This is a genomic window from Pseudoduganella aquatica, from assembly GCF_020865585.1.
GTDB lineage: Bacteria > Pseudomonadota > Gammaproteobacteria > Burkholderiales > Burkholderiaceae_D > Rugamonas > Rugamonas aquatica_A.
The window spans coordinates 2,747,214-2,768,630 of record NZ_CP086370.1; the positions used below are offsets into that span (position 1 = coordinate 2,747,214).

Sequence of the window (21,417 nt, forward strand, 5' to 3'; positions counted from 1 at the left end):
TGCCGGCCCCTGGGGGTTTTTAATGCAGATTCTTGCGCGCCGCCTCGGAGGCGATGCGCTGGGCCAGCAGCAGTACCGGCTTGTCTATCATCTTGCCGTCCACCGCCACGGCCGCGCCGCGCGCGTCCTCGGCGGCGGCCAGCACGCGCCGCGCCCACGCCACTTCCTCATCGGATGGCAGGAAGGCGCGGTTCACCGCCTCCAGCTGGCCGGGATGCACGCACAGCTTGCCGCCGAAGCCGATGCGGTGCGCGTAGCGGGCGTCGTCCTCGGTAGCGCTGCCGTCGCCCAGGTCCAGCGTCACGCCGTCCACCGGCGGGCGCAGGCCGGCAAGGCGCGAGGCCAGCACAATCTGCGAGCGGAAAACGAGCAGCTCGTCGCGGTCGCCGTGGATGCCCATGTCGAGCTTGAAGTCGATGGAACCGAACATGAGCCGCTGCACGCGCGGCGCGGTCACGATCTGGCTCAGGTTGGCGAAGCCCTGTGCGGTTTCGATCAGCGGAAACAGCGGCGCGCTGGACGAGGCGCTGGCCACGTCGGCCACCCGCTCGGCCTTGGGCAGCACGATGCCGGCGATGCCGGGCCGGTGGCACAGGATCAGGTCGTCGCCAAAGCAGCCGGAGTTCACGCAATTGACGCGCACCAGCACCGGCACATGGGGCGCCCGGCCTTCGGGGCTGGACAGCCAGTTTTCCAGCGCGTCGCGCGCCGCGCCCTTGGCTGCGGGGGCCACGGCGTCCTCCAGGTCGATGATGACCACGTCCGCGCCCGAGGCGCAGGCCTTGGCGTAGCGCTCGGGCCGGTCGCCGGGGACAAACAGGAAGGAATGGGCCAGGGCCAGCCTGGCGTCGGGTGGGGCAGCATGTACGGCAGTGCTCATAACAAGTCTCCCATATTGGTGATGCGGCTTATGGACCAGATTTTGTCGGCCAGGGCGGCCATTTCAGCCGGGCTGGCGGCCCCGCTGAAGGCGGCCAGGCGCGCGGCTTTGTCTTCCAGCTCGGTGCGGCTCAGGGTATTGCCGGGGTCTCCTTTGGGTTCGTCGACGCGGCCGTGCAGCGTGCGGCCATCCGTGGTGCGGACGCTGACCTTGCCTATCCAGCGCGCCGGGTAGGCCTGGTCCACTTCTTTGTCCAGCACCATGTGTACTTTGCCACGGAATTGGGCCACGCGCTGCGCATTGAAGCTGGAGTCGAATTCGGTCAAGCCGGCGCTGCCGAATTCGGCGATCAGGCCCAGCACTGTGCCCATGGAGAATTTGGCCTGGTGCACCGTCTGCGGATTGACCATGGGGCCGAGCACGTCGATGGCGCCCTGGTGCACATGGCAGTCCACATGGGCGATCTGCTCCGGCGCCAGGCTGTGCTCGCGCATCACTTGCAGCAGCGCGTCGGCGGCGGGGTGGGTGTGGCGGCAGCTGGCGTGGAATTTGAAGGAGGTTTCGGCCAGCGTCCAGCGGAAGCCCAGGCGGTCGGTCAGTTTTGCCGGGTCGGCGTCGCGCGTCATGCCGGCGCCCATGCCCTGCGCGCCTTCGAGGATGCGGCGCGCGCCGGTGAAGCCGGCCTGGGCGAGGTAGGCGGACATCAGGCCGTCGCTGGCGCCTTTGGCGGTATGCAGCTGTTTGGAGTCGGCGGCGTCGCGCAGGAACTCCCACAGGCCGGCGGCCTGCGTGCCGGCCGAGCCGAAGGCGTGCAGCATCTGCTCGGGCGTGAGGTTGAGCAGGCGGCCCGCGGCGGCGGCGGCGGCGATGGTGCCGGCGGTGCCGGTGGTGTGGAAGATCTTGTAGTGCGCGCGGCCGAGGAATTCGCCCACGCGGATGCCCACTTCGTAGCCGGCCACCACGGCGGTCAGCAGTTCGCGGCCGGAGCGGCCCAGCGCCTGCGCCACGGCCAGCGCGGCCGGGAAGACCACGGCGGCGGGGTGGAACACGGAGCCGTTGTGGACGTCGTCCTGTTCGGCGTAGTGGGACGCGGCGGCGTTCACCATGGCGGCGAACATGGGCGTGGCACGGGTGCGGGAGATCAGGATTTCGCAGGGACCGGGGCCGCCCATCTGTTCGGCGTAGCGCGCGATGGTTTCCACCGGGCGCGCGCCCTTGCCGGCCAGCGCGGAACCGGCCCAGTCCAGCATCAGGTCTTCGGCCCGGCGCAGCACCTCGTGGGGGATGGTTTCGAATTGCAGCGTGGCGGCGAAGGTCGCCAGGGCCAGGCTGGGGTGGTTGATGGCGTTCATTGTGTCTCCTGTTTCGGCGGGTTACGGCCTTCGGCCTAACCCGCCCTACGTGCTCTCGATGGCGTTGGCGGCTGCGGCTGCGTAGGGCGGGTTAGGCTGAAAGCCGTAACCCGCCGGCTTAGACGGCGCTGGCGGCGCGCAGGGTGGCGATGGCGTCCTGGCTGTATCCCAGCCCGGCCAGGATCGCGTCCGTGTGCTGCCCCAGCGCGGGCACGCTGTCCATGCGCGCTTCATACGTGTTCGGCACGCCCGGCGGCAGCAGCGCGGGCATGGGGCCGGCGGGCGTGCCCACTTCCACCCAGCGCTCGCGCGCCTTGAGCTGCGCGTGCTGCCACAGGTCGTGCATGTCGTTCATGTGGGCGTTGGCGATCTGCGCGCTGTCGAGCCGCGCTATCACCTGCTCGGCGCTCAGGGCCGAGAACACCTTGACGATCATTTCCCTCAGTTCCTGCCGCGCCGCCGTGCGCACCGCATTGGAGGAGTAGCGCGGATCCTTGGCCAGCTCCGGCTGCAGCAGCACCTTGGCGCAGAACAGCTCCCACTCGCGTTCATTTTGCAAGCCCAGCATCACCGTCTTGCCGTCGCCGGCAGGGAAGGGGCCATACGGGTAGATGGTGGCGTGCGCGGCTCCGGCGCGCGGCGGCGGGGCGGCGCCGTCCATCGCGTAGTACAGCGGATAGCTCATCCACTCGGCCATGCTCTCCAGCATGGACACGTCGATATTGCAGCCTTGCCCGGTCTTGCCGCGCTGGATCAGCGCCGCCAGGATGTTGGTGTAGGCGTACATGCCGGCGGCGATGTCGGCGATCGAGCAGCCCGCCTTGGCCGGTTCGTCCGGCGAACCGGTAATCGACAGGAAGCCCGATTCGCTCTGGATCAGCAGGTCGTAGGCCTTCTTGTCGCGGTATGGCCCGTCCGCGCCGTAGCCGGAAATGTCGCACACGACCAGGCGCGGATACTTGTCCTTTAGCGCCTCGTAGGACAGGCCCAGCCGCGCCGCCGCGCCGGGCGCCAGGTTCTGCACCAGCACGTCGGCATCGGCCAGCAGCTTGTCCAGGATGACGGCGGCCTCGCCGTGCTTCACGTCCAGCGTCAGGCTTTCCTTGGAGCGGTTGGTCCAGACGAAGTGCGAGGCCAGGCCGCGCGCGCGGGCGTCGTAGGCGCGGGCGAAATCGCCCACGCCGGGCCGCTCCACCTTGATGACGCGCGCACCGAGGTCGGCCAGCTGGCGGGTGCAGAAGGGCGCGGCGATCGCGTGTTCCAGCGTGATGACGGTGATGCCGTCGAGTGGGCGCATGGTGCTCTCCTCAGAACGAGCGTGGCATGCCAAGCACGTGCTCGGCCACGAAGGACAGGATCAGATTGGTGGAGATGGGCGCCACCTGGTACAAGCGCGTCTCGCGGAACTTGCGCTCCACGTCGTACTCGTGGGCGAAGCCGAAGCCGCCGTGGAACTGCAGGCAGGCGTTGGCCGCCTCCCACGACGCGTCCGCCGCCAGCATCTTGGCCATGTTGGCCTGCGTGCCGCAGGGCTGGTGCGCGTCGAACAGCTCGCAGGCCTTGTAGCGCATCAGGTTGGCCGCTTCCAGGTTCACATAGGCTTTCGCGATAGGGAACTGCACGCCCTGGTTCTGGCCGATCGGGCGGCCGAACACCACGCGCTCGTTGACGTATTTGGTGACCTTGTCGATGAACCAGTAGCCGTCGCCTATGCACTCGGCGGCGATCAGCGTGCGCTCGGCGTTCAGGCCGTCGAGGATGTATTTGAATCCCTTGCCTTCCTCGCCGATCAGGTTCTCGGCCGGGATCTCCAGGTTTTCGAAGAACAGTTCATTGGTCTCGTGGTTCACCATGTTCAGGATGGGCACCACCGACATGCCTTGCTTCATGGCGTCCTTGATGTCGACGATGAAGATGGACATGCCTTCGGATTTCCTGGTCACGTCCGCCAGCGGCGTGGTGCGCGCCAGCAGTATCATCAGGTCCGAGTGCTGCACGCGCGAGATCCACACCTTCTGGCCGTTGACCACGTAGCGGTCGCCCTTTTTCACGGCGGTGGTCTTGATCTTGGTGGTGTCGGTGCCGGTGGTGGGCTCGGTCACGGCCATCGATTGCAAACGCAGTTCGCCGCTGGCGATCCTGGGCAGGTAGAACTCCTTTTGCGCCTTGGAGCCGTGCCGCAGCAGGGTGCCCATGTTGTACATCTGGCCGTGGCAGGCGCCGGAATTGCCGCCCGAGCGGTTGATTTCTTCCATGATGACGGAGGCTTCCGTCAGCCCCAGCCCGGAACCGCCGTATTCCTGCGGGATCAGCGCGGCCAGCCAGCCGGCCTTGGTCAGCGCGTCCACAAAGGCTTCCGGGTAGCCGCGCTGCTGGTCGATGTCGCGGAAATAGGAGGACGGGAATTCGGCGCACAGCGCGCGCACGGCGTCGCGGATGTCCTGGTGGTCCTGGCTTGGTGTGTGCATGGTGTCTCCTCTTTTAATCCAGTTTGGCTTCGGCCTGCATGGCCAGTTCGCCCTTGCTGTTGGCGGCCCACAGCGTGGCGGTGCCGTCGGCGTTGCGGCGGCCGTTGACGGTGAAGGGGGCAATGTCGAACAGCGGCGAGACGGCGCGGAAGCTGAATTCGGCCACGCGCGCCTGCGGCAGTTCGGCGCGCAGCAACTCCATCAGCAGGGTCGCGATCAGCGGGCCGTGCACGATCAGGCCGGGGTAGCCTTCCACTTCGGTGGTGTAGCTGCGGTCGTAATGGATGCGGTGGCCATTGAAGGTGAGGGCGGAGTAGCGGAACAGCAGCACCGGGTCGGGCGTGATCTTGCGCGTCCACTGCGCTTCGCCTGGCGGCATCTTGGGCGCGGGGCCGGCGCTGCCCGGCGCGGGCAGGTCGCGGTAGACGATGTCGTGTTCTTCGGTAATGGCCAGCAGGCCAGCGTGGTGGATGTCATGGCGCACGGTGACGAAAGTGAGCTGGCCGCCTGCGCCGTATTTCTGCGTGATGTCCTGGATGGTGGAGGTGCGGCTGATGGCGGCGCCGACCGGCACGCTGCCGGGGAAGGTCAGGCGTCCGCCGGCCCACATGCGGCGCGGCTGCGGCACCGGCGGCAGGAAGCCGCCCCGGCGCGTATGGCCGTCCGGCCCCAGGCCGGACTGCGGCGCCGTGCTCCAGAAATTAATCCAGTGCCACAGCGGCGGCAAGGGTGCGCCGTGCTGCGGCGCGCTCGGATAGTCTAGCGTGGCAGCCAGCGCGGCAACCGCTTCGGGCCGCACCACGTCATGCAGGGTTTCCGTTTTTCCGGTCCACTGTTGCAACAGGGTGATGTCGTCGGTGTCGGGTTTCATTGTCGGCCCATCAAGATTGAAGCGATGAGCCAGTGTAGGCCGCGCGCAGGCACGCCACAATTTGCCATTTCGGAAGGGGGGCTTCGCTTCAGCTTGAGGCAAGTGCTCCGTTTCGGGAACAGAAGGAGAAGACCATGAGCCGCATCCACGCGCACAGCACGCCCGAGCCGGACATTCCGGCGCCCAAGCCGGAGAAGGATCCGCCGCCCGACAACACGCCCTTGCCGGAGACGCCGCCCATAGAAGAACCGGAACCGCCACAGCCGCCCATCAAAGCGCGCCTGTAACGGCGGGGCGTAGCTGCGCGGACAATATTGATCGACGAGAAACGCCGTTGCTGATCAGCTACAAATTTCGATGTTTGTGCCCACCGTCACAGTAGCGTCACGAATCTATTCATATAATGAATCATCGACATTCGGTTTATTGATCTCGGAGGCCATCATGGGCAATTCCTTACACAATAAAATTTATCTTGGCCGCCGTCACGCCGCCCTGAGCGCCCTGGGCACCAAGCGGGCACAGGCTGTCTTGCTGTTTACCGCAGTGGCGGGCGCCGCCATCGCGTGGTTCGCGATCCAGGCGTTGAACTGATTTCTCCGCGCTGAAAAGGCCGCCGGGCGCAAGCTCGCGGCCGCATTGCCTTGCCCTGGCGCTGCCAGGCGCGTACCATGAGGGCCGCAAGTCTCTTTTGGAATTTAGGCAATGAAAAACGAAAAACTCTCCGCCGATGAATATGACGCTTTGAAAGAAGTGTCGCGCGGCCTCAAGCTGGGCGAGCGCATCAGTGCATGCGTCGGCCGCAACACCAAACGCCTGTCCGGGCTGAAGATGTTCAGCATCGCCCGCAACGGCCACATCACCCTGACCGAAAAAGGCCAGCAAGCGCTGTTCCTGCGCCGCTGCGTGCTCGGCCTGCGCGCCGTGGCCGAAGGCGGCGACGTCAAGCTGGACAGCGAAGTGGCCACCTTCCTCGGCAAGAAAGCCCATATCGTGCCGCGCGAAGCGGGCGGCTACGACATCACCGACAAGGGCCGCGAGTCGCTGGCCGATATCGAAGCCCAAGGCATCTAACCCACCACTTCAAGGTTCGCTATGGATAGCGCAATGCACTGGTCGGCCCACGAGCTGACGATGACCGTACTGATGACCCCTGACATGGCCAACTTTTCCGGCAATGTGCACGGCGGCACCATCCTGAAGTATCTCGACAGCGTGGCCTACGCCTGCGCCAGCCGCTACTCGGGCGCGTATGTGGTGACGCTGTCGGTGGACCAGGTGATGTTTTTGCAGCCTATCCACGTGGGCGAGCTGGTGACCTTCCTGGCCTCGATCAACTACACCGGCAACACCTCGATGGAAGTGGGAATCCGGGTGGTGACGGAAAACATCCAGCAGCGCCTGGTGCGCCACGCGAACAGCTGCTACTTCACCATGGTGGCGGTGGACAAGGACCGCAAGCCGGTCGCCGTGCCGCCGCTGGTGCCGGAGACGGACGAGCAAAAAGCCCGCTACGAGCAGGCCAAGCTGCGCAAGGCCGCGCGCCAGCAGATCGCGCCCAAGCGCAAATAGCAAAAGCAATGCGCGGCGTTGCTAGCTGATTCGCGCCGCGCTCAGGCGGCCATGGTGGAACTGGCGGAATCGAGATGGCGGCCCTGGCGCGCCATGTGTTCGAACTGCTCCGGCGCCACGGGGCGGCTGAAGTAGTAGCCCTGGATGGCGTCGCAGCCGTGCTGCTGCAGGAAGTCCAGCTGTTCGCGGTTTTCCACGCCTTCGGCCACCACGCGTAGCTTCAGGTTGTGCGCCAGCGCGATCACGGACACCACGATGGCCGCGTCGTCCGGATCGGTGACGATGTCGTTCACGAAGGAGCGGTCTATCTTCAGCACGTCGATAGGGAAGTCGCGCAGGTAGGCCAGGCTGGAGTAGCCGGTGCCGAAGTCGTCGATGGACAGGGTCACGCCCAGCGCCTTGAGCTGGCGCAGCAGGCTGACGGCCTGCGCCACATCATTCATGAACACGCTCTCGGTCAGCTCCAGTTCCAGACAGGCCGGCGGCAGGCCGGTCTCGGCCAGCACCGCCGCGATGGTCTGCACCAGGTCCGGCTGGCTGAACTGGCGGGCCGACAGGTTGACCGCCATCCGCATCGGCGCATGGCCGTGGCTGTGCTCCAGCCATTCCCTGGCCTGCGCGCAGGCGGTGCGCAGCACCCAGGCGCCGATCGGCACGATCAGCCCTGTTTCCTCGGCCAGGCCGATAAAGCGCGCCGGCGACACCAGCCCCAGCTCCGGATGCTGCCAGCGCAGCAGCGCCTCGGCGCCGATAATGCGGCCGCTCTCCAGGTCCACCTGCGGCTGGTAGTGCAGCGCGAACTCGCCGCGCTCGAGCGCCTTGCGCATCGCGTTCTCGATGCGCAGCCGCTCCTGCGCTTCCTCGTTCATGGCCGGCTCGTAGAACTGGAACATATTGCGGCCCATTTTCTTGGCCGCGTACATGGCGATGTCGGCGTGCTCGATCAGGTGCTGGGCGTTGCCGTTGCCGTCGTAGGACGCCACGCCGATGCTGCAGGTGACGAAGAATTCCTTGCCCTCCAGGAGCACCGGCTGGGCCACCGCCTGCATCACGCGCTGCACGATGTCCGGCGACAGCGCCGCGTCGTTCGATTCGCCCAGGATGGCCACGAACTCGTCGCCCGACAGGCGCGCCACCGTGTCGCTGCTGCGCACCGCCGTCTGCAGGCGCTCTGCCACGGTCTTGAGCAGCTGGTCGCCGGCCTTGTGGCCCAGGCTGTCGTTGACGAACTTGAAGCGGTCCAGGTCGATCAGCAGCACCCACATCGGATGACCGCTGCGGTTGGCGTAGGCGATGGCCTGGCCCAGGCGGTCCTGCAGCAGCGCGCGGTTGGGCAGGCCGGTCAGCACGTCGTGGTGGGCGATGTGCTGGATGCGCTGCTCGGACAGCTTGCGCTCGGTGATCTCGCTGCCGGTGCCGCGGTAGCCCTTGAACTCGCCTCGCGCGTCGTACACCGGCTCGCCGCTGGTGTTGTACCAGCGCAGCACGCCGTCGTCGCCGGTGATGGCGTATTCGAGGTTGGAGAAGGGCAGGCGCGCCTCCAGGCGGGCGATATGGTCGCGGCCCCAGCGCGTGCTCAGCATCTCCGGCGTGCTGTCCCAGCGGGTCCGGCCGATGAAGCGGCCCGGGCTGATGTGGCCTTTTTCAAAGAAGCCATCGGTGATGCTGGTGAAGCGGAAGAAGGCGTCCTGCTCCCAGTACCAGTCCGATGACAGCGCCAGCAGGCGGCGGAAGCGCTGCTCGCTGTCGAGCAAGGCGCGTTCGGTGTGCTTGCGCATGGCCACGTCGGCGGCCAGGCGCTCATTGGACAGGCGCAGTTCGGTGGTGCGCGCGTCCACCAGCATCTGCACGCGGCGCGAGCGCAGCACCAGGCTTTGCACCAGCGCCGCCATCAGCACGCTGAACAGCACGCCGCCCAGCAGCGTGCACAGCGAGCCGAGGTGGGTGTCGATAAAGGGCTGGGGCAGGGCGGTCACGCGCATCTCCCACGGCTGGCCCAGCACGGTGTAGGTCTGGCGGTACAGCGCGTGCTGGTGGAAGGCCAGCCAGCGCGCCAGCGGATTGGCGGCGCCGGGCGCGTCGGGCAGCTCGCCGTGGCTGAAGACCAGGTTGCCGGCCTGCGCCGGCGCGCCGATGTAGACGCGCAGCGCCAGGCCGCTGTCGGCCAGCAGGCCGGCCGACTGCAGGATTTTGCTCACCAGCGAGGTGGCCCGGATCACGGTGGCGGTGTCGCCCTGCCAGGCGGCCTTGCGCTCGACCGCGCTGCCCACCGGCGCGCCGGCACGGTAGACCGGCGTCACCATCACCAGGCCGGGTTCGTTGCCCTTGGACTGGGCCAGCTTGAGCAGGCCGGTGGAACGCGGTTCGCCGGTGGTGAGGATCTCGTCGATGGCGCGCTGCATTTGCGGGGTGTAGCCGGAATCGAGGCCGAAGGCGCGCCGGTTGGCGTCCATGGGTTCCAGGAGATGCACCACGTCGTAAGAGGGCCGCTCGCCGGCCGGGCGCAGCACGCCGTTGTCATGCTCGGTGATGGCAAAGCCGGGGAACTCGCGCCGCATGTCGGCCTCGTAGGCCGGGCGCTCGGCCAGCGTCACGATGCGGTGGTAGTTGAAGGCCTGGATAAACGGGTATTGCTGCAGCAGCGGCGCGGTGAAGTCGTGGAACTGCTGGCGGCTGACCGGCGCGGCGGCCACGAACAGCTGGTTGGTCACTTTCAGCACCTGCACCGCCTCGTTCAGGCCGCGCTGGATGGCGCTGGTGCGCAGGTTGGCGCGCTGTTCGAAATCGAGTTGCATCTTGCCGTATTCCAGCGCCCCCACGGCGGCGAACAGCACGCAGGAGATTAGCAGGCCCACGGCCAGGGTGCAGGCCGCCGCAACAGTCAGGGTGGATTTGCGGCGACGTGTCATTACTTTCCTGTTCAGTGAAAAATTGGCGGAACCCGGCCCATGAGGGGCCGCCGCTAGTTTGTCACAGAATCTTGCCACATGGCATAATTTCACGCAAAAATAATTCCCAAGAACAACAACTATTACTATTTGGTAATACTTCCGAACTGGCCGGGCCAGCGCAGCCGGAACACGGTCCAGCGCGCCAGCACGCGGTGCGCCAGGCCCCAGGCCGGCCCCCTGCGGTGCACGGTGCGCTGCAGCGCGCGCTGGGCCGGGGAAGGCGGGGCGCCGGGGCTGGTTTTCAGCGCGAACAGCAGGCGGTTGTTGCCGGCGATGCCGTAGAAGCTGCCCACGCGCTGCTGGAAGCAGGCCCGCAGGCGGCGCAGCACGGCGGGGTATTGCGGGTCGTAGCTGAACACATTGGCCACCAGCACGCCGCCGGGACGCAGGGCGCGGCGGCAGTCCGCGTAGAAGCTGGCGCTGCTCAGCGCGGGCGGCAGGCCGTCGCCGTCGAAGCCGTCCACCAGCAGCACGTCGGCCGCCGCGCGCAGCCCGGCCAGGTAGCGGCTGGCGTCGGCGTGCACCACGCGGAAGCGCTCGTCGTCCGGCGGAATGGCGAATTGCGCGCGCAGCGCGATCACGTCGGCGCGCAGTTCGACCACGGTGATGCGGCTGTGCGGCAGGTAGCGGTAGCAGAACTTGGCCAGCGAACCGCCGCCCAGGCCGACCATGACGATGTGGGCTGGACGCGGCTGGAACAGCACAAAGCACATCATGGCGCGCGCGTAGGCCAGCACCAGCCGGTCGGGGTCGGCCAAGCACATTTCGCTCTGGATCAAGCCGGGCTGGAATTCCAGCGTGCGCAGGCCGCCGCGCGTGAGCACGCGCGGCGCTGCTGCCGTTGTTGCTGGCGCGGGGTCGGGAGTGGACTGCATGGGGCGCTGGCCTTGTTGTCAACCATTAAGTTCTGATAAGCTCGGGGAATTGTAGCGGAGAGCATGCGCCCGCGCATATTCATTTACACGCACACTATTTATCGGTACATTGCCGTCATAGGCAGCGGCCACCGCGGAGAGAGCACACCATGTTTTTAGATCACCCGACCATTACCGCCACAAACAGCTTCACCGAACCTGACCGCATCGAGCGTCTGGGCCGCGTTTATGGCTATGTGGCGGCGCTGGCTGATATCGCCGGCAAATCCAGCTTTATCGAGAAATTTTCGCAAATCCACGACCACAAGGGCACGCTGATCGTGTTCTGGCACGACGCCCCCACCGAGGACGAGAAGGAATTCTTCTCCAAGGCCTGGGCCAGCAAGATCGGCGACGGCAGCGCCAACGTCGAACACGAAGTCTAAGCGGGGCCGCAGGCGCGGCCCGGTGTCCCCGACATGGATATAAAAACCCTGGTATTGGCTCTGGCGCTGGGCAATCTGAGCCTGTGCGCCGCGCTGTTCTTCTTCCAGTACGAAAGCAAGAAGTCCCTCAGCCTGTCCACCTGGGCGGTCGCCAAGCAATTGCAGGCGGCGGCCTGGTTCCTGCTGTACCTGCGCGGCGTGCTGCCGGACATGCTGACCGGCCCCCTGGCCAATGTGCTGCTGTTCGCCGGCATGGCGCTGGACGCGGGCGCGCTGTGGGAGGCGGCCGGCCGGACGGGCTGGCGCCGCCTGCTGCTGCCTGCGCTGGCCGGCGCCGCCTTCGTCTACCTGGCCTGCCATTTCCTGGAAGTGGAGCCGGGCGCGCGCGCGGCCGCCGGCTTCCTCATTGTCAGCGGCTTCTTCCTGTCCGGCGTGGCCGCGCTGGCGCTGGCCTGGCGCGGCGGCTCCATGCTGCGGCGCTACCTGGTGGTCACCATGGCGGCGCTGAGCGTGCTGGTGGCCGGGCGCGGCCTGCTGGCCGCCGTGCATCCCGAGGGCTGGTCCTGGATCGGCCCCGGCGTGCTGCAGGGCGTGGGCTTCGGCGCGCTGTACCTGATGATGCTGACCAACGCCTTCGGCTATCTGCTGCTGTCGCGCGAAAAGCTGCAGTCGGAGCTGGCGCGCCTGGAGGTGATGGATGCGCTGACGGACGTGCCGAACCGGCGCGGCTTCTACCAGGCGCTGGCGCCGTGGATGGCGCTGGCGCGCCGCCCCGGCATGCCCACCGCCCTGATCATCCTCAATATGGACCAGTTCAAGCGCGTCAACGACAGCTACGGCCACACCGTGGGCGACGTGGTGCTGAAGGCCATGGCCGACATCTGCAAGAAGCAGCTGCGCGACAGCGACCTGATGGGCCGCCTGGGCGGCGCCGAATTCGCCATCCAGCTGCCGCGCACCACGCAGCAGGACGCCGCCATGGTGGCCGAGCGCATCCGCGCCGCCATCGCCGAGCAGCCGGTGCGGGCCGACAAGGCCATGATCAGCGTCACCGCCAGCATGGGCGTGACCACCATCCGCGCCGACGACAGCACCGTCACCCTGTTCAAGCGCGCCGACGGCGCCTTGCAGCAAGCCATGCTGGCCGGCGCCAACCGGGTGATGGAAGCGCCGGACGTGACCATGGCCGAAGTGTAGCGCTTGCCGGCCAGGCCCTTCGTCGCGCACGGGAGACAGACTGTCATCATCGCGTCATAATCGAGCCGTACTGTGGTAGCATTTTCATATAAACAGTATAAATCGATGCTGGAATCAATACACGGACCCACACCTGGAGCAGTCAGCATGTACGCAGCGGTAGACCTGGGTTCCAATAGTTTTCGCCTCGCCATCGGCAGGCACGACGGCGACGAGATCCGCGTCGTCAAGACGGCGCGCGAGCCGATCCGCCTGGCGGCCGGCCTGGACGCCTCCGGCAACCTGACCGAGGCGGCCATGCAGTCGGCCCTGTCCTGCCTGAAGAACTTCCGCGCCGTGCTGGAAGCCTACGAGCTGGAAGCGGTGCGCGTGGTGGCCACCTCCACCCTGCGGCTGGCGCGCAACGCCGCCGCCTTCCTGCCCGCCGCCGAGCAGGCCATCGGCCAGCCCATCGAAATCATCTCCGGCGAGGAGGAGGGGCGGCTGATCTATATGGGCGTGTCCAACGCCCTCAACCTGCCGGGCGAGCGGCGCCTGGTGATCGACATCGGCGGCGGCTCCACCGAGCTGATACTGGGGCGCGGCAGCGACATCGAGCGCGTCGAGTCCTTCTCCATCGGCAGCGTCAAGCAAAGCCTGTCCTTCTTCGTCGGCGGCCGGGTGGACGGGCCTTCGTTCGAGGCGGCCATCCTGTCGGCGCGCAGCCATTTCGAGGACGCGGCGCCGCCATACCATCCCGAATACTGGAAGAAGTGCTACGGCTCGTCCGGCACCATCCGCGCCATTGCGGACATCATCGAGAAGAACAAGCTGGGCAACGGCGTGACGGCGGTCAGCCTGGAGGCGCTGAAAAAGCGCTTCATCGCGGCCGGCCACGTGAGCAAGATGGACATGCCGGGCCTTCGCCCGGACCGCGCCGGCACCATCGTCGGCGGCCTGGCCGTGCTGATCGCGCTGGTGCATGAACTGGGCGTGGCTACGCTCACGCCGATAGAGGCCGGCCTGCGCGTGGGCGTGATGTGGGACCTGCACCTGCGCTCGACCAAGCGCGACCGGCGCGACCAGTCGGTGCGCGCCTTCCTGCAGCGCTTCCAGGTCGACGAGGCGCGCGCCGACCGCGTGGCCGAATACGCCGGCGCGCTGTACGCGCAGATGAAACCCGTCACCGACAACTACACGCGCCTGCTGTCCTGGAGCGCCCTGCTGCACGAGGTGGGCATGGCGGTGTCGCAAACCGGCTACCACAAGCACGCCTGCTATATGGTGGAGAACGCGGACCTGCCGGGCTTCACCACGCGCGACCAGAAAACCATGGGGCGCCTGATCGTGGCGCAGAAGGGCAATCTGCGCAAGGTGGGCGAGTTCCTGGCCGACGCGGACTTCGCCAAGGCCGTGGTGGCGCTGCGCCTGGCCATCCTGTTCATGCATTCGCGCATAGAGATCGATTTCACGGAGCTGAGGCTGCGCATGAAAAACCGTATCGAACTGGAGCTGCGGCGCGAATGGGTGACCGGCCATCCGACCGTATCCTACTGGATGGAGAAGGAGCAGGAGCTATGGGACGAGGTGGGCGTGGATTTCAGCATACGGGCCACGGCCTGACCATGATGGGCCGCCGCCGCGCCGTACGCACGCTGGCTGTCCTGTCCTGTTGCGCGCTTTCCGCCGCATCCGTCCCCGCCGCTGCCGCCGAACCTGCGGCCCCGGTGGAAACCGTCACCCTGTGCTTTGAGCGCGCCAACGTCCCCCCCTGGCGCACCGAGCAACTGGGCGGCCTGAATTTCGAGCTGCTGCGCATGGTGGAGCAGCGCCTCAACATCCATTTCGATTTCCAAAGCGTGCCCTGGAAGCGCTGCCTGGCGCAGCTGCAGGCCAACGCCTACGACGGCGCTTTCGCCGTCAGCTATGTGCCCGAGCGGCGCGCGCTGGGCGTGTTTCCCGGCACGGGCAGCACCGGCACGGGCAGCGCCGACAGCGCCAAGCGCATGCACGTGGACCGCTACATGCTGTTGCGGCGCAAGGGCAGCGCCGTGGAGTGGGACGGCAAGGCCTTGCGCAAGCTGCAAGGGCCGGTCGGCTTCCAGCTCGGCTACTCGGTGGGCGAGGTGCTGCGCGGCCTGCATGTGGAAGTGGACGAAGGCAGCCAGCGGGCCGACGAACTGGCGCGCAAGCTGATACTGGGCCGCCTTGGCGCGGCAGCCATGGGTGGCAGCGACACCGCCGCCATCATGCGCGGCCCGCTGGCGGCCGAGCTGGAAGTGCTGCCGCTGCCGCTGATCGAAAAACCTTATTACCTGGTACTGTCTCACGGCATGGCGGAACGGCGGCCGGAACTGGCTCAGCGCATCTGGACGGCGATGGCGCAGGTGCGCAATAGTCCGGCCTACAAGAAAATCGAACAGGCGGCGCTGGAAGGCGGGAACAACTGATGCGCCGCTTCCTGCTCAGGGCCTGGCGCGAGGACATCCTGCTGCGCCTTGCCACGGGCATTTTGCTGGCGGTGGTGCTCACCACGGCGGTCTACACCACCTACGCCGCGCACACCCTGCGCGCGGAGGCGGAGCAGCATCTGCGCGAGCGCGCCGATCACCTGGCCAGCGTGCTGGCGCAAACCCTGGCGCGGCCGCTGTTCGACATCAACAGCACCGCCGTGGCCGGCGTGGTGGAGGCCATGCAGGCCAGTCCCGAAGTGCTGGACCTGCGGGTGCTGGGGCCGGGCGGCGAGGAGCTGGCCCGCCTGCACGCCGGGCGCGGGGTAGCGCTGGACGCCATCCACGTGCGGCGCGCCGTCGACTTCGAATACGGCAAGCGGAACTACCCGGTCGGCACGCTGGAGCTGGCGTTCTCGCGCCAGCAGGTGGACTTGCAGCTGCGGCGCCAGATCACGCATACGGTGGTGGCCAACCTGCTGCTGGCGCTGGCCATCGTGGGGTCCATCCTGCTGGTGGGGCGCAAGGTGATACGGCCCTTCGCCGACATCCAGAACGCGCTGGAAAAACTGACGGCGGGCGAGGCCGACATCAAGCTCTCCGGCATAGACCGCGCCGACCAGGTGGGCCGCCTGTCCAAAGCCGTGTACAGTTTCCGCGACACGCTGGCCCGGCTGGGCCAGGCCGAGCATGAGCTGCGCGAACTCAATAGCCACCTGGAGCTGAAGATCGCCGAGCGCACGGCCGAACTGACCCGGGCCGTGCAGCTGGCCAGCGACAGCCAGAAGCAGCTGGTGAAGGCCAACCAGGCGGCCGAGGCGGCCAATGTGGCCAAGTCCGAATTCCTGGCCAATATGAGCCACGAGATCCGCACGCCCATGAGCGCCATCATCGGCATGGCCTACCTGGCCCTGCGCACCGGGCTCACGCCCAAGCAGCACGACTACGTGAGCAAGATCCACCGCGCCGCCATGTCGCTGCTGGCCATCATCAACGACATCCTGGATTTCTCCAAGATCGAAGCGGGCCGGCTGGACGTGGAGCACGTGCCTTTCTTCCTGGACGACGTGCTGGCCAACGTGGCCAGCGTGACGAGCCAGCTGGCGGCGGACAAGCGGCTTGAGTACCTGTTCCACGTGCCGCCGTCCATACCGCGCCACCTGGTGGGCGATCCGCTGCGGCTGGAGCAGGTGCTGATCAACCTGGTCAACAACGCCGTCAAATTCACGCCCGCAGGCGAACTGGAAATGACCTGCATGCGGCGCGACGCGGTCCCGGGCGAGCATACCGCGCTGCTGCGTTTCTCGGTGCGCGACACCGGCATCGGCATGACGCCCGAGCAGATGGCCAAGCTGTTCCGGGCCTTCAGCCAGGCCAACGGCTCCACCACCCGCGAGTACGGCGGCACCGGCCTGGGGCTGTCGATCTCGCAGCAGCTGGTGCGGCTGATGGGCGGAGAGATCACCGTGGAAAGCGTGCCGGGGCAGGGCTCCATCTTCCGCTTCGACCTGGAATTCCCGCTGACCGCGCAGCCCGAATATCTCGAACACGCCGAAGTGGCGCCCGCCGCGCTCAATGGCGTGCGCCTGCTGCTGGTGGACGACAGCCCGGCGGCGCTGGAGATCCTGGCCGAGTCCATGCGCGCGCTGCCGCTGCGCACCGAGACAGCCGCCAGCGGCGCCGAGGCGCTGGCCTGCATCGCGGCGGCCGACAAGGCGGGCGACCCCTACCGGCTGGTGCTGAGCGACTGGCGGATGCCGGACATGGACGGCGTTGAATTGGCGCGCCGGGTGCAGCAGGATGCGGCGTTGAAGGAACGGCCCCGCATTGTGCTGGTGACGGCGTTCGGACGCGAGGAAGTGCAGCGCGAGGCCGAGCAGGCCGGCGTGGTGGGCTTCCTGTTCAAGCCTATCGGGCAGTCGGCGCTGGTGGACACGCTCGTGTCGCTGCTGTCGCCCGGCTTCACCCAGCGCGGCGCGGACCGCAGGTCGGAGCGCGACCGCCGCATGGGCGACCGGCGCCATGGGCAGGCTTCCGCCGCCGAAGCCCTGCCGGGCCAGCGCTATGCCGCGCGCGTGCTGCTGGTCGAGGACAACGCGGTGAACCAGCAGATCGGCGCGGAGCTGATGGCCACCCTGGGCATCTGCGTGGACATGGCCGGCAACGGCGAGCAGGCGCTGGAGATGCTGCGCGAGGCCGGGCCGGAAGGCTATGCCCTGGTGCTGATGGACCTGGAAATGCCGCTGCTGGACGGCCACGCCGCCACCCGGCGCCTGCGCGAGGACAAGGATTTCGACGCGCTGCCGGTGGTGGCGATGACGGCGCACGCGCTGCCCGACATCCGCGAGCGCTGCCTGGCCGAAGGCATGCAGGACTACATCACCAAGCCGATAGAGCCGGACCGGCTGTATGCCTTGCTGGCGCGCTGGCTGGGCATCGCCCGCCTGGCGCCGGCACAGCCGCCGGCGGCTGAAACAGCGCTGGCGCCCGGCGCGGCGGAGCGCTACCGTGCCGCCGGCAAGCCTTCCGCCGGCGCGCAGTTCGCCATCGTGCCGCCGGTGCTTGAAGGATTCGACACGGCGCTTGGCCTGCACCACGTTGCAGGCAATGCCGCGCTTTACCTGCAACTGCTGGACAGCTTCCGCCAGTCCCAGGCCGGAACGGTGGCCGAAGTGCAGGCGGCCCTTGAGCGCGGCGACAGGGACGAGGCGCGCCGCATCTCGCATACCCTGCGCGGCGTTGCTGGCAGCTTGGGCGCCACCGTGCTTGAACGCGAGGCCGCCGCGCTGGATGCCTTCCTGGCGCAGGACGAGTCCATGCAGGACGCCGCGCCCCAACTGGCCGCCATGGAGCAGGCCCTGACCGGCGCGCGCGCCGCGCTCGACCGCCACTTCCTTTCCGTCCCGCCGGCGCAGCAGCGCTTCAGCCATGACGGCGGCCCAGGCAGTGGCCCAGACCCGGCGCTGGCCTTGGCCGACGCCGTCGCCGCGCTGCGCAAGCTGCAATCGCTGCTCGCCGAATTCAGCGGCGACAGCACCGACTGTTTCGACAGCGCGCGCCCCGCGCTGGCCACGCTGCTGTCGCAGTCCGCGATGGACCGCCTGGCCGCATACATGGCACACTATGACTTCGCCGCCGCCAGCCAATTGCTGGCCGCCGCCGCCAACCAACTGGATCCTGAATGAACGCCATATGAACGCCAAACAGACCGCCCGCCCAGTTATTCTGATTGTTGACGACACCCCGGACAACATCACGCTGCTTTCCAGTCTGCTGAAGGACAAATACACCACCAAGGTCGCCAAGGACGGCGCCACCGCGCTGCAGATCGTGGAGGCTTCCAAGGTCGACCTGATCCTGCTGGACGTGATGATGCCCGGCATGGACGGCTACGAAACCTGCCGCCGCCTCAAGCAGAATCCCGCCAGTGCGGACGTCCCGGTCCTGTTCCTGACCGCCAAAAGCCAGCCCGAGGACGAGGCGATGGGCCTGCGGGCCGGCGCGGCCGACTACCTGACCAAGCCTATCAGCCCGCCCATCCTGTTCGCGCGCGTGGCCACGCACCTGAAGCTGCGCGCCGCCAACCTGAGCCTGAAAGCGGAGAACGCCGCCCTGGAGAGCCTGGTGCAGGAGCGCACCGGCCAGCTCTCGCTGCTGCACGATGCAACGGTCATGGCCATGGCCACCATGGCGGAAACGCGCGACAGCGAGACGGGGGAGAAAACCGGCAACCACATCCGCCGCACGCAGAACTACGTGGCCGCGCTGGCGCGCAAGCTGCAAAGCCATCCGCGCTTCGCCGCCGACCTGACCGACGAGAACATCACGCTGCTGTACAAGTCCGTGCCGCTGCACGACATAGGCAAGGCCGGCATGCCGGAGGCGATCCTGCTCAAGCCGGGCAAGCTGGACCAGGAAGAATTTGAAATCATGAAGCTGCACGCCGTGCGCGGGCGCGACACGATACGCCAGGTGGAGGAGTACATCGGCGGCAGCAACGGCTTCCTGACTTATGCCCGCGAGATTGCGCATTCGCACCAGGAGAAGTGGGACGGTTCGGGCTATCCGGAAAAACTGGCGGGGGAGGCGATACCGTTGTCGGCGCGGCTGATGGCGGTGGCGGACGTGTACGACGCGCTGATTTCGCGGCGCCTTTACAAGCTGCCCTACAGCCATGCGGAGGCGGTCGAGATCATGCAGGACGGGCGCGGCAGCCACTTCGATCCGGACATATTGGACGCATTCCTCGCCATAGAGGCCAGTTTCGCCGACATTGCGGCGCAGTTCCGCGACGCGGAAAACGGCAAGAACGAGCACGCCGGCGAGAAATAGTATATATTGTTTATATTGTTGAATATTCTGGAGTTGAAATGACCAAAACTGTTAGCGCTGTCAAACCGGCGGAAACCACCCCGAAAACCGTGGCCGCTCCTGCCGCTCCTGCCGCTCCGGCGGCTGCAGCCAAGGCAGCTGCGCCTAAAGCCGCGGCAGCCAAGGCCAATGGCGCCAAGCCGGCCGCTGTGAAAGCCGTTGCCGCCAAGGCCGCACCGAAGGCCGCCGCCGCGAAAGCAGCAGTGCCGAAGCCAGCCGCCAAGCCGGCCGCGCCCAAGGCCGCCGCCAAGGCAGCAGCTCCGAAAGCCGCCGCCCCCAAGGCCGCCGCTCCTAAAGCATCCGCTGCCAAAGCCGCTGCTCCCAAGGCCGCCAAAGCCGCTGCTCCTAAAGCCGCCGCCAAGTCCGCCGAAGCGCCGGCCAAGGACAAAGCGCGCAAGGAAAAACTGGTGCGCGACAGCTTCACCATGCCGGAAACCGAATACGCCGTGCTGGGCCAGGTGAAAAAAGCCGCCCTGAAAGCCGGTTTCGAGATCAAGAAGAGCGAGCTGCTGCGCGTTGGTGTTGCCTTGATCAGCAAGGTCGACATGGCCACCCTGAAAGGCGTGCTGGCTTCCCTGCCGCAACTGAAAACCGGCCGTCCGAAAAAGGCCTGAGCCGTTGCATGTAACCAAAGTGACATAGCTTTGTCACAGTCTTGAAGTATTCCCCGGCTACGCTTGCTTCGTTCTCAACTCACAAGGACGAAGCATGCAACAGCCTATCTTACAGACGGAAATCCGCACTTCCTCCGCCAAGCTGTCGCTCAGCATGGCCAGCACGGCCGAGGAGCTGCGCGAGGTGCAGCGCCTGCGCTACAAGGTCTTCATCGAAACGATGGGCCTGACCGCGCTGGCCAGCGAAGACGGCCTGGACAGCGACGAGTTCGACGAACACTGCGACCACCTGATCGTGCGCGACACCAACACCCTGCGCGTGGTGGGCACCTACCGCCTGCTGAGCGCCGCGCGCGCCCACAAGCTGGGCCGCGTCTACTCCGAGAATGAATTCGACCTCAGCCGCCTGAACAACGTGCGCAGCCGCATCGTGGAAGCGGGCCGCGCCTGCATCCACCCGGACTACCGTGGCGGCAGCGTCATCATGCTGCTGTGGTCCGGCCTGGCCGAATACATGCGCCGCGAGCGCTGCGACTTCCTGGCCGGCTGCGCCAGCATCAGCCTGGCCGACGGCGGCCACAACGCGGTGGCGGTGTACACCTCGCTGGCGGCCAAGCATATGGCGCCGGTGGAATACCGCGTCACCCCGCACCTGCCTTTCCCGTACAGCAAGCTGGAAGCCGCGCAAAGCCCCCAGATACCACCGCTGCTCAAGGGCTATATGCGTTCGGGCGCATGGATCTGCGGCGAACCGGCCTGGGATCCTGATTTCGAAAGCGCCGACCTGTTCCTGCTGATGCCGCTCGCCAATCTGGACAGCCGCTACGCCCGCCACTACGGCGTGGAGGGCTGACAGTGGCTGAAGCAATCAGCCTGCGCTGCGCGGTGCTCAGCGTGAGCAGCGCGCACGGCGCGGCCAGGGACGGGGCAGGGGAGCTGCTGGCCGCGCGCGCGCAAGCGGCAGGGCACAGCGTGGTGCGCCGCGTCTGCGTGGGCGACGGCGTGGACGAAGTGCGCCGCATGCTCAGCGACTGCATCGCCGACCCCGAGATCCAGGTCGTGCTCAGCTCCGGCGGCAGCGGCTTCGCGCGGCGCAATGCCGTGCCGGAAGCGGCGGCCGGCCTGCTGGAGCAGGAAATACGCGGCTTTGGCGACTTGCTGCAGCACCTGGTCTACAGCGCCGTGGGCAGCACCATCGTGCAATCGCGCGCGCTGGCCGGCTACGCCAACGGCACGCTGGTGTTTTGCCTGCCGGGCGTGGTGGGCGCCTGCGCGCTCGCCTGGGACCGCATTATCAGCGCCCAGCTTGCCGTCCCGCTCCGGAAAAACAGCTTGCATCCGGCCTGAACACGGATTATATTGATTGTACTGATCGGTACATGTCGTACCGATCGGAACAATCATAGGAATCC

The 21,417-nt window shown here is 67.0% G+C and carries 20 protein-coding genes; 13 read left to right on the forward strand and 7 right to left on the reverse strand.

All coding sequences use genetic code 11. The features are described from left to right. Positions 1–19: 19 nt before the first annotated feature. The 5 genes from KT882_RS12180 to KT882_RS12200 all read right to left on the reverse strand — a co-directional run bounded on the left by KT882_RS12180 (position 20) and on the right by KT882_RS12200 (position 5,571). Positions 20–880 (reverse strand): HpcH/HpaI aldolase/citrate lyase family protein, encoded by an 861-nt coding sequence (locus KT882_RS12180; RefSeq protein ID WP_228895937.1) that lies wholly within the window; start codon positions 878–880, stop codon positions 20–22. Then, complete coding sequence (locus tag KT882_RS12185) at positions 877–2,232, reverse strand: MmgE/PrpD family protein (RefSeq protein WP_228895939.1); 1,356 nt, start codon at positions 2,230–2,232, stop codon at positions 877–879. The genes KT882_RS12180 and KT882_RS12185 overlap by 4 nt, the downstream gene beginning before the upstream one ends. Before the next feature lie 118 nt (positions 2,233–2,350). Continuing rightward, entirely contained in the window at positions 2,351–3,529 is a 1,179-nt protein-coding gene (locus KT882_RS12190) for a CaiB/BaiF CoA transferase family protein (RefSeq protein ID WP_161073983.1), read from the reverse strand. A 10-nt stretch (positions 3,530–3,539) separates the two neighbouring features. After that, positions 3,540–4,700: an acyl-CoA dehydrogenase family protein gene (locus KT882_RS12195; protein WP_161073984.1), complete on the reverse strand. Its 1,161-nt coding sequence runs from the start codon at positions 4,698–4,700 to the stop codon at positions 3,540–3,542. A gap of 13 nt (positions 4,701–4,713) precedes the next feature. Next, the gene (locus tag KT882_RS12200) at positions 4,714–5,571 is read right to left on the reverse strand and encodes an FAS1-like dehydratase domain-containing protein (protein WP_228895941.1); all 858 of its coding nucleotides are present in this window, start codon (positions 5,569–5,571) and stop codon (positions 4,714–4,716) included. A gap of 134 nt (positions 5,572–5,705) precedes the next feature. Between KT882_RS12200 and KT882_RS12205 the strand changes: the two genes are divergently transcribed. The 4 genes from KT882_RS12205 (at position 5,706) to KT882_RS12220 (ending at position 7,143) form a co-directional block, all read left to right on the forward strand. Continuing rightward, positions 5,706–5,858, forward strand: coding sequence for a hypothetical protein (locus KT882_RS12205; RefSeq protein ID WP_187358783.1), 153 nt, complete (start codon positions 5,706–5,708; stop codon positions 5,856–5,858). A gap of 157 nt (positions 5,859–6,015) precedes the next feature. Next, a complete protein-coding gene (locus tag KT882_RS12210; RefSeq protein ID WP_187358784.1) occupies positions 6,016–6,165 on the forward strand; it encodes a hypothetical protein in 150 nt (49 codons plus the stop codon). 111 nt (positions 6,166–6,276) lie between these two features. After that, positions 6,277–6,645, forward strand: coding sequence for a hypothetical protein (locus KT882_RS12215; RefSeq protein ID WP_161073986.1), 369 nt, complete (start codon positions 6,277–6,279; stop codon positions 6,643–6,645). Between the two features lie 33 nt (positions 6,646–6,678). Then, the gene (locus KT882_RS12220) at positions 6,679–7,143 is read left to right on the forward strand and encodes an acyl-CoA thioesterase (RefSeq protein WP_161073987.1); all 465 of its coding nucleotides are present in this window, start codon (positions 6,679–6,681) and stop codon (positions 7,141–7,143) included. Between the two features lie 41 nt (positions 7,144–7,184). On the opposite strand, the gene KT882_RS12225 is transcribed toward KT882_RS12220, so the two are convergent. After that, positions 7,185–10,052 carry a bifunctional diguanylate cyclase/phosphodiesterase gene (locus KT882_RS12225; RefSeq protein ID WP_228895943.1) on the reverse strand — a complete coding sequence of 956 codons (2,868 nt, stop codon included), beginning with the start codon at positions 10,050–10,052 and terminating at the stop codon, positions 7,185–7,187. 125 nt (positions 10,053–10,177) lie between these two features. Continuing rightward, positions 10,178–10,969 (reverse strand): spermine/spermidine synthase domain-containing protein, encoded by a 792-nt coding sequence (locus KT882_RS12230; RefSeq protein ID WP_228895945.1) that lies wholly within the window; start codon positions 10,967–10,969, stop codon positions 10,178–10,180. A gap of 149 nt (positions 10,970–11,118) precedes the next feature. Here KT882_RS12230 and KT882_RS12235 point away from each other — a divergent pair, with 149 nt between their 5' ends. The 9 genes from KT882_RS12235 to KT882_RS12275 all read left to right on the forward strand — a co-directional run bounded on the left by KT882_RS12235 (position 11,119) and on the right by KT882_RS12275 (position 21,352). After that, a complete protein-coding gene (locus KT882_RS12235) occupies positions 11,119–11,394 on the forward strand; it encodes a hypothetical protein (RefSeq protein WP_161073990.1) in 276 nt (91 codons plus the stop codon). A 33-nt stretch (positions 11,395–11,427) separates the two neighbouring features. Then, entirely contained in the window at positions 11,428–12,591 is a 1,164-nt protein-coding gene (locus tag KT882_RS12240) for a GGDEF domain-containing protein (RefSeq protein WP_161073991.1), read from the forward strand. A 147-nt stretch (positions 12,592–12,738) separates the two neighbouring features. Further along, a complete protein-coding gene (locus KT882_RS12245) occupies positions 12,739–14,193 on the forward strand; it encodes a Ppx/GppA phosphatase family protein (RefSeq protein ID WP_161073992.1) in 1,455 nt (484 codons plus the stop codon). Positions 14,194–14,195: 2 nt separating this feature from the next. Beyond that, entirely contained in the window at positions 14,196–15,020 is an 825-nt protein-coding gene (locus KT882_RS12250) for a substrate-binding periplasmic protein (RefSeq protein WP_228895947.1), read from the forward strand. Then, positions 15,020–18,205 (forward strand): hybrid sensor histidine kinase/response regulator, encoded by a 3,186-nt coding sequence (locus KT882_RS12255; RefSeq protein WP_228895949.1) that lies wholly within the window; start codon positions 15,020–15,022, stop codon positions 18,203–18,205. The genes KT882_RS12250 and KT882_RS12255 overlap by 1 nt, the downstream gene beginning before the upstream one ends. Before the next feature lie 7 nt (positions 18,206–18,212). Then, entirely contained in the window at positions 18,213–19,352 is a 1,140-nt protein-coding gene (locus tag KT882_RS12260) for a response regulator (protein WP_161073994.1), read from the forward strand. Between the two features lie 38 nt (positions 19,353–19,390). After that, positions 19,391–20,005 carry a hypothetical protein gene (locus tag KT882_RS12265; RefSeq protein WP_228895951.1) on the forward strand — a complete coding sequence of 205 codons (615 nt, stop codon included), beginning with the start codon at positions 19,391–19,393 and terminating at the stop codon, positions 20,003–20,005. A 94-nt stretch (positions 20,006–20,099) separates the two neighbouring features. Further along, on the forward strand, positions 20,100–20,858 hold the full coding sequence (locus tag KT882_RS12270; RefSeq protein WP_161073996.1) for a GNAT family N-acetyltransferase: 759 nt from the start codon (positions 20,100–20,102) through the stop codon (positions 20,856–20,858). 2 nt (positions 20,859–20,860) lie between these two features. Then, complete coding sequence (locus KT882_RS12275) at positions 20,861–21,352, forward strand: molybdenum cofactor synthesis domain-containing protein (RefSeq protein ID WP_228895954.1); 492 nt, start codon at positions 20,861–20,863, stop codon at positions 21,350–21,352. The last annotated feature ends 65 nt before the right edge of the window (positions 21,353–21,417 follow it).

Bases quoted from the DNA above. Each gene is read 5' to 3' on its own strand.
- KT882_RS12180 (WP_228895937.1), bottom strand. From the start codon at position 880: ATGAGCACTGCCGTACATGCTGCCCCACCCGACGCCAGGCTGGCCCTG.
- KT882_RS12185 (WP_228895939.1), bottom strand. From the start codon at position 2,232: ATGAACGCCATCAACCACCCCAGCCTGGCCCTGGCGACCTTCGCCGCC.
- KT882_RS12190 (WP_161073983.1), bottom strand. From the start codon at position 3,529: ATGCGCCCACTCGACGGCATCACCGTCATCACGCTGGAACACGCGATC.
- KT882_RS12195 (WP_161073984.1), bottom strand. From the start codon at position 4,700: ATGCACACACCAAGCCAGGACCACCAGGACATCCGCGACGCCGTGCGC.
- KT882_RS12200 (WP_228895941.1), bottom strand. From the start codon at position 5,571: ATGAAACCCGACACCGACGACATCACCCTGTTGCAACAGTGGACCGGA.
- KT882_RS12205 (WP_187358783.1), top strand. From the start codon at position 5,706: ATGAGCCGCATCCACGCGCACAGCACGCCCGAGCCGGACATTCCGGCG.
- KT882_RS12210 (WP_187358784.1), top strand. From the start codon at position 6,016: ATGGGCAATTCCTTACACAATAAAATTTATCTTGGCCGCCGTCACGCC.
- KT882_RS12215 (WP_161073986.1), top strand. From the start codon at position 6,277: ATGAAAAACGAAAAACTCTCCGCCGATGAATATGACGCTTTGAAAGAA.
- KT882_RS12220 (WP_161073987.1), top strand. From the start codon at position 6,679: ATGCACTGGTCGGCCCACGAGCTGACGATGACCGTACTGATGACCCCT.
- KT882_RS12225 (WP_228895943.1), bottom strand. From the start codon at position 10,052: ATGACACGTCGCCGCAAATCCACCCTGACTGTTGCGGCGGCCTGCACC.
- KT882_RS12230 (WP_228895945.1), bottom strand. From the start codon at position 10,969: ATGCAGTCCACTCCCGACCCCGCGCCAGCAACAACGGCAGCAGCGCCG.
- KT882_RS12235 (WP_161073990.1), top strand. From the start codon at position 11,119: ATGTTTTTAGATCACCCGACCATTACCGCCACAAACAGCTTCACCGAA.
- KT882_RS12240 (WP_161073991.1), top strand. From the start codon at position 11,428: ATGGATATAAAAACCCTGGTATTGGCTCTGGCGCTGGGCAATCTGAGC.
- KT882_RS12245 (WP_161073992.1), top strand. From the start codon at position 12,739: ATGTACGCAGCGGTAGACCTGGGTTCCAATAGTTTTCGCCTCGCCATC.
- KT882_RS12250 (WP_228895947.1), top strand. From the start codon at position 14,196: ATGATGGGCCGCCGCCGCGCCGTACGCACGCTGGCTGTCCTGTCCTGT.
- KT882_RS12255 (WP_228895949.1), top strand. From the start codon at position 15,020: ATGCGCCGCTTCCTGCTCAGGGCCTGGCGCGAGGACATCCTGCTGCGC.
- KT882_RS12260 (WP_161073994.1), top strand. From the start codon at position 18,213: ATGAACGCCAAACAGACCGCCCGCCCAGTTATTCTGATTGTTGACGAC.
- KT882_RS12265 (WP_228895951.1), top strand. From the start codon at position 19,391: ATGACCAAAACTGTTAGCGCTGTCAAACCGGCGGAAACCACCCCGAAA.
- KT882_RS12270 (WP_161073996.1), top strand. From the start codon at position 20,100: ATGCAACAGCCTATCTTACAGACGGAAATCCGCACTTCCTCCGCCAAG.